We start from the raw sequence: 11,833 nt of genomic DNA, 5'->3' as shown, positions 1-11,833 counted from the left end.
GTTTTCAAAGGATTTACCCGTACATGAGAATTTCCAAGCTGTACCTGCTGATGACATTGGCGACCGCCGTGCCTGCAATGGCCGCCGACCTGGCGCTGACGCCCTGGGCGCCAGGCCTGAATGCCGAAGCAATCACGTTCCTGAGCGACACCCAGCGCCTCACCGCCAGCCCCCGTGACGGCTTGCAACTGGTCGACGCCAAAGGTGCCGAACTGGCCCGTTTCAAGGGCAATTTCAGCAGCCTCGATACCCGCACCGCCGGCTCCCAGACCCTGGTCGCCAGCCTCGACAATGATCGCCAGCAAGCCCTGCTGATCAACCTCGATGCGTCCGCGAAAACCTTCGGCAAACCGCTCTACCTGCCCACCCGCGACTACGCGGTGAATGGCCTGTGCCTCTACCGCGACTCCGCCGCCAACCTGTTTGTGTTCCTCGTCGGAGAGGAAGGCAAGGGCGAGCAATGGCTGGTCGGTCACGCTGCGACGCTGTTGAGCGAGCCGCAGCGTGTGCGCGGTTTGCCGCTGCCGCCGTCGGCGCAATTCTGCCAGGTGGACGACGGCGCCAATCGCCTGGTGGTGAACGAAGAAAACCTCGGCTGGTGGGCTTACCCGGCGCACCCGGAAGCGGATGTGAAACGCACGCCGGTGGCGGTGTTCGACAATCCCAAGCGCGAAGCCGGGGCCATGGCGCTGGTACCGGGAGGTGTGGTCGCGCTTGATCCCAAGACGGCTCAACTGCATCTGTTCCAGCAAAGCGGTGAGCGCTGGGTGGAGCAATCGAGCCTGAACCTGCCAGGCCTCAAGGAACCGGAGCAACTGGCGGTGAGCGGCCAGCAACTGCTGGTGCGTGATGACGACACTGGCAAGCTCTATCAGGGCAAGCTCAATTGGCAGGCCAAGTCGGTGCCGGTCGAAGCGGTGATTCCAGAGGTCGCGGCCATGCGCCAGACCGATCCTGTCGGCCGTCAGGGCGATGCAGCGGATGATCCGGCGATCTGGATTCACCCCGAGCAGCCGGGCAAAAGCCGCGTGCTCGGCACCAACAAAAAACAGGGCCTGCTGGTCTATGACCTGGACGGCAAGCTGTTGCAGGAACTGGCGGTCGGGCGCCTGAACAACGTCGACGTGCGCCCCAATTTCAAGTTGGGCACGCAGACCGTCGACCTTGCCGTCGCCAGCAACCGTGATCACAACAGCCTGAGCCTGTTCAGCATCGACCGCAGCAGCGGCGAGCTGCGCGAAGCCGGTGAAGTGCCGACGCCGCTCAAGGCGATCTACGGCATCTGCCTGTTTCAGCCCGCCAGTGGCGAGATCTATGCCATCGCCAACGACAAGGACGGCACCTTCCTGCAATACCGCCTGAGCGCCGCGGACGGCCGCGTGCACGGCGAGTTGGTGCGCCAGTTCAAGGTCGACAGCCAGCCCGAAGGCTGCGTGGCCGATGACCAGCGCCAGCGCCTGTTTATCGGTGAAGAAGACGTCGGCGTGTGGGCGGTGGATGCCCGCGCCGACCAGCCGGCCAAGCTCACCAGCGTGATCAAGGTGGGGCCGCAACTGCACGCGGACGTCGAAGGCCTGGCGTTGTACCAGAGCGATAAACGCGACTACCTGGTGATCTCCAGCCAGGGCAACGACAGCTACCTGGTGGTGGATGCCGAACCGCCGTTCGCCACCCACGGTGCGTTTCGCGTCGGCCTGAATGCCGATGCCGGCATCGACGGTGCTTCGCAGACCGATGGCCTGGAAGTCACTGCGATCAACCTCGGCGGGCCCTGGAGCCAGGGCATGCTGGTGGTGCAGGACGGGCGCAAGCGCATGCCCGAGCAGGCCCAGAACTTCAAGTTTGTGCCGTGGGCCGAGGTGACCCGCACGCTGAAATTGCCGTAACGCGTCATCACCCGGTCATCACTTTTTATTCGAATAGGAGTTCACCATGCACGCGACGATGGAACATATGACGATCTGGGGTTTGATCAGCGACGCCAGCCTGTTGGTCAAGGCGGTGATGATCACGCTGCTGCTGGCTTCCTTGCTCAGTTGGTACTTGATCATCCAGCGCGGCACTGTGCTGCGCCGCCTGGAGCGCCAGTTGCACGCTTTTGTGCAGCGCTTTCGCGCCGCGCCCGACTTGCAGCCGCTGTACCGCGACGCGGTGCAGGCGGGTGAGGGCGGCATTGCGCCGATCTTTATCGCCGGGATCGAGGAATACCAGCACCTGCACAGCCATGATCCGGCGGTGCTCGAAGGGGTGGAGCGGGCGTTGCAGGTGGCGATCACCGAGCAGGAAATCGAACTGGAAAAGGGCCTGCAATTTCTCGCGACCGTGGGCTCGGTCAGCCCTTACATCGGCTTGTTTGGCACCGTGTGGGGCATCATGAATTCGTTCATCGGTTTGTCCCAGGTGCAACAGGCCACGCTGTCCACGGTGGCGCCGGGCATCGCTGAAGCGTTGATCGCCACGGCCATCGGTCTGTTTGCGGCGATTCCGGCGGTGATCGCCTACAACCGCTTTGCGGCCCGTGGCCAGACCTTGCTTACCCGCTACTACGCCTTCGGCAACGAACTGCAAGTGCGCCTGCACCGCACCTTGCGCGGCACGCCGATCAACCTGGCCGTGGCCGCCTGAAAGAGGAGCAAGACGATGCTGACCAGGCCGCAACGCAAGCACGGGCCCAAGGCCGAGATGAACGTGGTGCCGTATATCGACGTGATGCTGGTGCTGCTGGTGATCTTCATGGTCACCGCGCCGATGCTGACCCAGGGCGTGAAGATCGAACTGCCCAAGGTCGCCGCCGAGGCGCTGGCCACCGACACGCGCCAGCAGATCCTGACGTTGTCGGTGAAAGCCGACGGTGGCTACTACTGGAACCTCGGTGGCGAACTGGACACCACGCACCAGACCGACAGCGCCGTGAGCCTGGACGAAATGGGCGCCAAGGTCATGCAGGTGGTGGCGGCGCGCAGTGACACCCAGGTGTACATCCGCGCCGACGATAACGCCGGCTACGGCCGCGTGGTCGCGGCCATGGCGGTGTTGCAGAAAGGCGGTGTGAGCAACCTGGGGCTGGTGACCGAGGCCCCGCAATGACGGCGATGATCATGCACAGTCCAACGCTGGCAAGGCTGCCCCGGGACACGGCGGGGTTTTGGCGCAACAGCTTGGCGGCGAGCATCGCGGTGGCGCTGCACGTCGGTGTGTTGGCCGCGCTGATGCTGGGCTGGTCCACGGAAAAACCGCTGGTGGAGGCTCCACGGGTGATGCACACCCAGTTGGTGATGCTGCCACCGGCGCCCGCGCCCGCGCCGGTGCCTGAGCCAGTGGCCGTCGTACCCCCCGCGCCACCGGAGCCGGTTGCCGTGCCGGTACCGCCCAAACCCGTGGTCGATCCACGGATCCAGGCGCAAAAGCTGGAGAAAGCCGCCTTGGCCCGCAAGCGGGTCGAGGACCAGAAAATCGTGCAGCAGCAAGAGCGACTGGCGACCGAGCAGCGCAACCGCGAGTTGGAGCAGCAGCGCCTGGACCAACAACGCCTGGCCGCCGAACGCGCCCGTCCTGCGGCCCCGGCGGCAGCCCCGGCGTTTGACAGCCGCCAATACCAGCCCTTGAGCAAGCAAGCTCCGGACTACCCGGAGCGCGCCCTGGACAAGAACATCGAAGGCGATTGCTCCGTGGAGTACACCGTCAACCCCCAGGGCCGCGTGGAAAATCCCCGGGTGCTCGACGGCTGCCATCCATTGTTCATGCGGCCTTCACTGGCGGCGGCGAACACCTTCCGCTACCAGCCGCGCATCGTTGAGGGCAAGGCGGTCGCCGTACCGGCGGTGCGCAACACCTTCCACTACCGCATCAAATAGGCGCCTCAGAGGTCGTAGCGCACTGACAGCAACACGGTGCGCGGGTCGTTGACCGAGTAGTAGCGCGCACCGCTGGACGGCACGTAGCCCACCGATTGCGGATAGGCGCGGTCCAGCAGGTTTTTCACCGCGAGGGTGGTGGTCCAGTGGCCGTCGCCGCTGATGTAGCGGGTGTTGGCGTTCCAGAAGGTTTGCTGCGGCACTTCCTGGATGTCGTCGTTCAGTGCGTTGGCCCAGGACTTGGTCTGGAACTGCGCATCCGTGCCCGCCAGCCACGTGCCCGGCAATCCGGCCGGGATTGTGTAGTTGAGACCGACGCTGGCGTTCCAGCGCGGCGAGAACACCAGGTGCTTGCCGTTGGCATCCACGCCTGCGCCGCTGGCGTTCTGGAAGTCGTCGTACTGGCTTTCCAGGTAGCCGAGGTTGGCGGTCAGTTGCAAGTCGCGGCTCAGGGCGGTGAGGGTCTCCAGCTCGACGCCGTAGGTGTGGGCCTGGCCGACGTTGGTGCGCAGGCTCACGCCCAGCGCCGGGTCGTAGGCGTTGGTCTGCAGGTCCTTGTAGTCGTTGTAGAACAACGCAACGTTGGCGCGCAGGCGCTGGTCGAAGAAGTCACCCTTCAAGCCGGTTTCCCAGGTGGTCACGTCTTCCGGCGAGAACGCCTGCTCGGCGGCGGCGCGGGTCGGTGCACGGTTGTCGTAGCCGCCGGCCTTGAAGCCCTTGGCGACGTAGGCGTACTGGTTCAGGTGCGGGGTCCAGGCGTATTCGAAGCCGAGTTTCGGGCTGGTGGACTGCCAGGACTTGCTCGACTCGGCGGCAAAGTTAGTGCCGGTGATCTGCCGGTCGGTGTTGATCGCGTAGTTGGTGAACTCGAAGTTCTTGTGCTCGCGAGTAAAGCGCAGGCCGGCGATCAGCGACAGTTGCGGGGTGATCTTGTAGGTGCCCTGGCCGTAGAGCGCATAGCTTTCAGTGTTGGTGGTGCTGTACTGGCCCTGGCCGATCACGCGGTTGCGTGAGATGGAATAGGTGAGGTTGTCGCGGTCGGCGTCGAAGCGCTCGCGGTACAGGTACAGGCCGGTGCTGAAGCTGAAGGCGTCGTAGTCGCCGTTGAGTTGGAACTCCTGGGTCGCGTAGTTCTGCTTGTAGAGGATCAGGTTGTTCTGGATCAGCGCGGCCTGGCCGGAGTTGTCGTAGTCCACCGGCTGGTTGAACGAGGACCAGGCGGTGACCGACTTGACGTTCAGGTGATCGTCGATCGCATAGAGGGCGCGTAACACCGAACTGCCCTGGTCGAGGCGGTTTTTCGGGTCGAGGCTGCTGTAGCTCTTGAACTTGTCGAAATGCCCGTTGGCATCGAAGGGCGAATAGCTGGTGGTGTCACCGCGGTCAAAGGTGCCGGCCAGGGTCAGTTGCACATCCCACGGTGAATCCTCGGGCTTGTAGCGCAGCTTGCCGCGATAGGACTGGATGTCGACGTTGTTCACGTCCTTGCCCCGCGTCGGGTTTGACACGGTGCCGTCGCGGCTCAGGCGGATCGCCGAGAAGCTGGCGAACAGCGCGTTGTCCACCAGCGGGCCGCTGATCAGGACGCGGCCGTTCTGCGCGTTGTAGTTACCGGCGCCAAGTTCGACGAAACCACGGGTCTGCTGGTTCGGGTCGCGGGTGATCACGCGGATCGCCCCGGCGCTGCTGTTGCGTCCGTACAATGTGCCCTGGGGGCCGCGCAGCACTTCGACGCGCTCGACATCGTTGAAGTCGAGCATCGAGGAAATGGCGCGGGGGATGTACAGGTCGTCGGCATACACCGCCACGGCGGCTTCCTGGATCGGGTCGGTTTCGCCGATGCCACGGATGCCGTAGGTCTGCGCGCTGTAGGAGATCGACTGGCGACTGAGGGTCAGGTTCGGCACCTGGCCGGAGAGGTCGCGCACGCTGCGGATCTGCTTGTCGTCCAGGGTCTGCTCGTCGAATGCGGAAATCGCCAGCGGGGTTTTCTGCAGGTCTTCGCTGCGGTGTTCGGCGGTGACATTCACCACCGGCAGGGCGGTGTCATCGGCGTGGGCGTAGACGCCGAGCAAGGCGAGGGAAGCGGCGAGGGTGAGGCGGCTGGGCACACGGGCATGGCTCATGGTGATGTCCTGAGAAAGTGGGGTTGGCAAGGCCTCCACCTGGTCAGGGGTCGGTGCTGTCTGTAACAATATGGATATGAAAGGCGTTCGTAAAAGTCCGTTTTGTTATATGTTAATTATTAATAATATGCATTGTATTTGTTAGTTGGATGCTATTTTCTGATTATATTTCCGGCTCGCCCAATACCCAATGTGGGAGCGGGCTTGCTCGCGAATGCGGTGAATCAGTCAACCTATTCATTGACTGACACACTGCATTCGCGAGCAAGCCCGCTCCCACACAATCCCGCTCCCCCATTTATTGGGTGGTGTCAGGGTTTGGCGAGGTTGGCCAGCTCAGAACCGGCGACATAGCGCTCCAGATTCGCCAAGAACGTCTGCGCAATCTCATGGCGACTGTTGGTGGAAATCGCCGAGGTATGCGGCGACAACCTCACCCGCGGGTGCGTGTACAGCGGGTGCCCATCTGGCAACGGCTCGGGCTCGGTCACGTCCAGCGAGGCCAAGCCAACCTGGCCATTATCCAGCGCCTGCAGCAACGCCTCCTGATCCAGCAAGCCACCCCGTGCAATGTTGATCAGATGCAGCCCCGGCTTGGCGCTGGCGAGCACATCGCGGTTGATGAGGTTGCGCGTGGCCTCGGTCAATGGTGCGGCCACCACCAGGTGGTCGGCACGGGCGAACAGGTCGTGGATGTCCTTGGCGGCGTCCACGCCTGCGCTGAAGGGCGCCTGGCTCTGGCGCAACGCCACAACGTTGATCCCCAGGGCCTGGGCTTTCTGCGCCAGGCGCTCGCCAATCGCGCCAAAGCCGAGAATGCCCAGGGTGGTGCCCTTGAGCGGGCGCAGCGGGGTGAAGTTCCAGTGTGAGTCCTTCACCCAGATGTCCGGCAGGTGCTTGGACGCGGCAAAGATCGCGGCCAGGGCGAACTCGGCCAGGTTGTCGGCGGCACTGCCGCGCGAGGTGGTCACCGGCGGGCCGTTGAACAGCCAGTGCGGGTAGAAATCGATGCCCGACGACACCAGGTGCACCCACTGCGTGCCGTAGGGCCAGCCCGGTGGCGGGGTGTCCGGGGCGGTGTAGCCGCGTACGTTGATCGGCCGCGCCAGCAGGATATTCGCCTGGGATGGCAGGTCACTGGGGACGCCCACGGGCACACCGATGACTTGGGCCTCGGGGTGGATCGCAGCGAGGCGCTCGCGGATCACCTGGTTGAAATCTTCATCCAGCTGGCTGGCGATAATCACCTGAGTCATGTGCGCTCCTTTTGGCGTTGGGCGAAAGCGGCCTTGCCGGCGCCTTGCAATACGGCGTCGTCCTGCGGTGTGTGCACGCGGCTGCAGAGCACATCGCGGTAGTGGCGTTGCAGCGGGTTGTGACGCGACAGGCCTGGGTTGCCGGAGGCCTCGATGGCCAGCTCGACGGCGCGAATCGCGTTGTTGGTCACCAGGTACTTCAACTGCGCGGCATTCGCGGCCGGGGTGTGGCCTTCGGCCGCGGCGTCGAGCAGGCTACGGTTGGCGAACAGCAGGGTGTCGATATGGCCGACGGTTTCCTGGAAGCGCGGCAGGGTCGACAGCGCCGCGCCGAGGTTGGACGGTTGGCGTTCTTCCAGCCAGTTCACCAGCCAGTCACGCGCCGCCTGGGCCACGGCGTCATAGACCGAGGACAGCAACACCGACATCCACAGGAACCCTTCGGCATCCAGTTCCGGCGACGGCGCGCTCCACGGGCTGACACTGACGGCGTGGTCCAGCGGCACCAGCACGTTGTCGAGCACCACTTCGTGGCTGCACGTGGCGCGCATGCCGAGGTGGTCCCAGGTGTCGATGATGGTCACGCCGGGGCTGTCCTTGGGCACCAACCAGGTACCCACCAGCGGGTCGGCGTCATTGCTGCGGCCCCACACGCCGAACCAGCTCAGGCCGTGGCTGCCGGTGGAGTAGATCTTGCGCCCGCTGATGCGCCAGCCCTCGGCGGTGCGTACGGCGGTGGTCGCCGGCAAGCCGCCACGGGCCGGGGTGCCGAGGTCGGGTTCGACGCGCAGGGCATTGATCAACCCGCCGTTGCGCACGGCGTCTTCGGCGACTTGGGTGCGCAGGTGCGCGGGCCAGGTCTTGCTGTCTTGCAGGCGCGTGTGTTGCAGGTATTGCATCACCAGGATCAGTGCGGTGGAGGGTTCGCCCTTGGCGATCGCACTGATCGCCTTGCGTGCCTGGGGCAGGCTGGCCCCGCCGCCACCGAGGGATTTGGGCACGGTGAGGGCGACCAGGCCGTGTTCGTGCAGGCGTTTGAAATTGGCATGGGGGAAGGCGCCGCTTTCGTCGTAGAGCTGCGCGGTGCTGGCCAGTTCGGCGCTGAGGCGTTCGAGCAGGGCTTCGAAATTGGCGACTTCCACGGAGCGTAGTGACGGTTGGGTCATAGGAATGTACTCGGTCAGAAAATGTGGGAGCGGGCTTGCTCGCGAAAGCGGTGGGTCAGTTAACACATGCGTGACTGATGTACCGCTTTCGCGAGCAAGCCCGCTCCCACAGGAGAGTGTGGGCTTAGATGGCCAGTCGTACGGCTTGATGGCCCAGCAAGCGCTCCACCACCTGCAACACCGGCTCGGCTTGCGTGCGTACCAACCAATCCGGACTCACCTGCACAAACGCCACCGTGCCATCCTTGGCAATCACTACCACCGTCGGCTGCGGCAATTCCCAGGTGCCGGTGCCAGTGGTTTCGCCGATGCTGTTGCCCTTGGCCAGCGCCGCGTTACGCGACGCCTCGTCAAAGCTGTAGAGAATCCCCAGGCGCCGCGCGAGGTTGTTGTCTCGGTCACTGGCCACCAGCAATTGCAGGGCGTGGCGGGTCTTGATCTCCACCAGGCGCTCGGGCACTTGCGGGCTGACCGCCACCAGCGGCACGCCGAGCTCGCGCAGGCGTGGGTAGAGCTGGCGCTCGTAATAGGGCAGGGTGATGTTGCACGCCGGGCAGCCGGCAAAGCGGAAGAAGATCAGCACCGCGGGGCCGTCGGCCAGCAGCGACTCGCGGTTGAGTTCGCCGCCTTCGACATTGAGCAGGGTGAACGGGTCCAGCTCATCGCCGACCTGCACGTAGTCGTCGGGGCGTGCTTCAGCCACCAGGCGTTGGCGCTGGTCGATATTGATCTGCAGCGCTTGCGGCGCCCAGGTCGCGACCCGTTCGGCGTGCAGGTCCGCCAGCTGACGGTTGAGGGATTCGCTCATGCCAGCGCCTCCTGTTTTTCTTTCTCGTTGGCGACGCTGTAACGGTTGGCCGGTACGTCCAGGCCGAGGTTGTCGCGCAGGGTCTGGCCGCTGTATTCGCTACGGAACAGGCCGCGTTGCTGCAGTACCGGCACCACCAGTTCGGTGAAGTATTGCAGGCCGTCCGGCAGCACCGAGTTGACGATGAAGCCATCGCTGGCGCCGCGCTCGAACCAGGTCTGGATCGCATCGGCGACTTGCTCCGGGGTGCCGACAAAATCACGCTTGGGCCGCGAGAAACGCAGGGCCACTTCGCGCAGGCTCAGGCCTTCGTCCCTGGCTAACTGCTTGATCCGGTCGGAACCGCCTTTTTGGCTGTTGGAGCCGAGGTCGCCCAGTTCCGGGAAGGGTTCGTCCAGTGGATATTTGCTGAAGTCGTGGTCGTTGAACGGGCGGCCGAGGGCGACGATGGCGTCCTCGACGGTGACCAGGTCCACGGCTTGCTGGTAGCGGCTTTCCACTTCGGTGGCATCGCGGCCGACAATCGGGCGGATGCCGGGCAGGATCGACAGGCTGTCGGGGTCGCGACCAAAACCCTTGGCGCGGCGCTTGAGGTCCTGGGAATACGCCAGGCCTTCCTCGATGCTCTCTACGTGGACAAAGATCGCATCGGCATTTTCAGCGGCAAAGTTGCGCCCGTCTTCAGACGTGCCTGCCTGGAAAATCACCGGCTGGCCCTGACGCGAACGCGCAATGTTCAGCGGGCCCTTGACCGAGAAGAACTCGCCCTTGTGGTTCAGCGCGTGCAGCTTGCCCGGGGTGAAAAATTCGCCGCTGTGCTTGTTGTAGGCGAAGGCGTCGTCTTCCCACGAGTCCCACAGGCCCTTGACCGCGTTCACGTGTTCCTTGGCGATGCGGTAGCGCACGGCGTGGGGCGGATGCTCGGCCTTGCCGAAGTTGTCGGCGGTGCCGCTCAGCCACGAGGTCACTACGTTCCAGCCGGCACGGCCGCCGCTGATATGGTCCAGGGACGCGAACTGGCGCGCTACCTGGTAGGGCTCGGTGTAGCTGACGGTCACTGTGGCGACCAGGCCGATGTGGGTGGTGATCGCCGCGAGTGCCGAGAGGATGGTCAGCGGCTCGAAGCGGTTGAGGTAGTGCGGGCTGGACTTGGCGTGGATGTGCAGGCTGTCGGCGATGAACACGAAGTCGAACTTCGCGGCTTCGGCCAGTTCAGTCTGCTGCTTGTAGAAGCCGAAGTTGGTGCTGGCGTCCGGTTGGGCCTGCGGATGGCGCCATTCGCCCCAGCCGTGACCGACGCCGTGGACCATGGCTCCGAGTTTGAGTTGACGTGGCTTGCTCATGTTCTGCTCCTGTTGGCGCGATGCTTTTTATCAGCGCGATGCTTGGGAATTGGGGGCACGCTTGGCGTTAAAGCTCTTGTCGAAACCCTGCGACACGTCGATGTGTTTGGTCAGCAGGCCTTCTTTTTGATAGGTGTCGGCGGTCGCTTGCAGGCCGCTGATAACGCTGTCGTCAATCGCCACTGGGGTCAGGCGGGTGTCCTTGGCCACTTCCACATGCACTTGCAGCGGCAGGCCGGTGATCTTGGCTTGGGCGGCGGCGTATTCATTGGGGTGGGTGTTGGCCCAGGCGTAGGCACGGTCGAGGCGGGCGACAAAGTCGTCCAACTGCACACGCTTGTCGGCGATGGCCTGGCTGGTGGCTGCCAGGTACAGGTGGTTGCTCAGCAGCTGGTTGCCGCTGACCAGCACACGGGCCTGGCTTTGCGAGGTGACCACGGTGGTGTAGGGGTCCCAGGTCGACCAGGCATCAGCCGTGCCGTTGTCCAGTACCAGGCGTGATTCGCTGGGCAGCAGGAAAATGAACTGCACGTCCTTGGTGGTCAGGCCGGCCTCGGCCAGGGCCTTGATCGCCAGGTAGTGGCCGATGGAGCCGCGCCCGGTGACGATCTTCTTGCCCTTGAGGTCGGCGACGGTCTTGATCGGCGAGTCCTTGGGTACCAGCAGCGCGGTGGTGTTGCGCCCTTCGGCGTGGATGATGCTGACCACCTTGAGCGAGGCACCGGCACCGAGGGCAAACACGTAGGGCGCGTCACCAAGGGCACCAATATCCACGGCCCCCGCGTTCAAGGCTTCGCCCAGGGGCGAGGCGGACGGGAACTCCGACCACTGGATTTCGTAAGGCACATTCCTGGTTTCGCCGCTGGCTTCCAGCAGCGCCTTGATCGTCGATTTCTGATTGGCCACCCGCAGCGGTTGCAGGTCGGCGGCGCCGGCAGTGCCGAGCAGTCCAAGGGCGAGGGCGGTGCCCAGGAGCAGGCGTTTGAAAGGGGTGGTAAAGACCATGGGATGCAGGCTCCAGGCAGATCAAGAAAGGGTTCGGCTACCTCCGCCTGGAGAAGGGGTCGGTGATTGGGTTAACGTTATTCCCATAAAAACTCGCTGTGAAGTTCTTTTTGGTTATATGGTAATTATCAAAATAATTCATTATTAATAGTTTGATTATTCTCTTATTGCATTTGGTGGTGTGGTTCTCCAGAGCTTTCCTACGAGCGACTCGGAAAGTCTCACCTGAGCAAGGGGCAAACTGCGTGATTTGATCCGGGGCTTTTCTGACAAGG

At 63.8% G+C, this 11,833-nt stretch carries 10 protein-coding genes; 4 read left to right on the top strand and 6 right to left on the bottom strand.

Going from position 1 to position 11,833, the window contains the following annotated elements:
- The first annotated feature begins 23 nt into the window (after positions 1-23).
- The 4 genes from OPU96_RS25360 to OPU96_RS25345 are packed head-to-tail and all read left to right on the top strand — an operon-like array spanning position 24 to position 3,854.
- Positions 24-1,886 (top strand): phytase, encoded by a 1,863-nt coding sequence (locus OPU96_RS25360; RefSeq protein ID WP_498559913.1) that lies wholly within the window; start codon positions 24-26, stop codon positions 1,884-1,886.
- Between the two features lie 46 nt (positions 1,887-1,932).
- Complete coding sequence (tolQ, locus tag OPU96_RS25355) at positions 1,933-2,625, top strand: protein TolQ (RefSeq protein WP_192296408.1); 693 nt, start codon at positions 1,933-1,935, stop codon at positions 2,623-2,625.
- A gap of 15 nt (positions 2,626-2,640) precedes the next feature.
- Positions 2,641-3,087 (top strand): protein TolR, encoded by a 447-nt coding sequence (gene tolR, locus OPU96_RS25350; protein ID WP_226457483.1) that lies wholly within the window; start codon positions 2,641-2,643, stop codon positions 3,085-3,087.
- The gene (locus OPU96_RS25345) at positions 3,084-3,854 is read left to right on the top strand and encodes an energy transducer TonB (RefSeq protein ID WP_498559912.1); all 771 of its coding nucleotides are present in this window, start codon (positions 3,084-3,086) and stop codon (positions 3,852-3,854) included. The genes tolR and OPU96_RS25345 overlap by 4 nt, the downstream gene beginning before the upstream one ends.
- 5 nt (positions 3,855-3,859) lie before the next feature.
- Here OPU96_RS25345 and OPU96_RS25340 read toward each other — a convergent pair whose 3' ends face one another.
- The 6 genes from OPU96_RS25340 to OPU96_RS25315 all read right to left on the bottom strand — a co-directional run bounded on the left by OPU96_RS25340 (position 3,860) and on the right by OPU96_RS25315 (position 11,558).
- Positions 3,860-5,980 carry a TonB-dependent receptor gene (locus tag OPU96_RS25340; RefSeq protein ID WP_498559911.1) on the bottom strand — a complete coding sequence of 707 codons (2,121 nt, stop codon included), beginning with the start codon at positions 5,978-5,980 and terminating at the stop codon, positions 3,860-3,862.
- A gap of 311 nt (positions 5,981-6,291) precedes the next feature.
- Positions 6,292-7,236: a D-isomer specific 2-hydroxyacid dehydrogenase family protein gene (locus OPU96_RS25335; RefSeq protein WP_498559910.1), complete on the bottom strand. Its 945-nt coding sequence runs from the start codon at positions 7,234-7,236 to the stop codon at positions 6,292-6,294.
- A complete protein-coding gene (locus OPU96_RS25330) occupies positions 7,233-8,402 on the bottom strand; it encodes an acyl-CoA dehydrogenase family protein (RefSeq protein ID WP_498559909.1) in 1,170 nt (389 codons plus the stop codon). The genes OPU96_RS25335 and OPU96_RS25330 overlap by 4 nt, the downstream gene beginning before the upstream one ends.
- Before the next feature lie 124 nt (positions 8,403-8,526).
- On the bottom strand, positions 8,527-9,210 hold the full coding sequence (locus OPU96_RS25325; protein WP_498559908.1) for a peroxiredoxin-like family protein: 684 nt from the start codon (positions 9,208-9,210) through the stop codon (positions 8,527-8,529).
- A complete protein-coding gene (locus tag OPU96_RS25320; RefSeq protein WP_498559907.1) occupies positions 9,207-10,553 on the bottom strand; it encodes an LLM class flavin-dependent oxidoreductase in 1,347 nt (448 codons plus the stop codon). The genes OPU96_RS25325 and OPU96_RS25320 overlap by 4 nt, the downstream gene beginning before the upstream one ends.
- A 30-nt stretch (positions 10,554-10,583) precedes the next feature.
- Positions 10,584-11,558 (bottom strand): ABC transporter substrate-binding protein, encoded by a 975-nt coding sequence (locus tag OPU96_RS25315; RefSeq protein ID WP_226457489.1) that lies wholly within the window; start codon positions 11,556-11,558, stop codon positions 10,584-10,586.
- Positions 11,559-11,833: the final 275 nt, after the last annotated feature.

Source organism: Pseudomonas sp. RP-B7, assembly GCF_059803535.1.
This window is presented reverse-complemented; position numbering and strand designations above follow the sequence as displayed.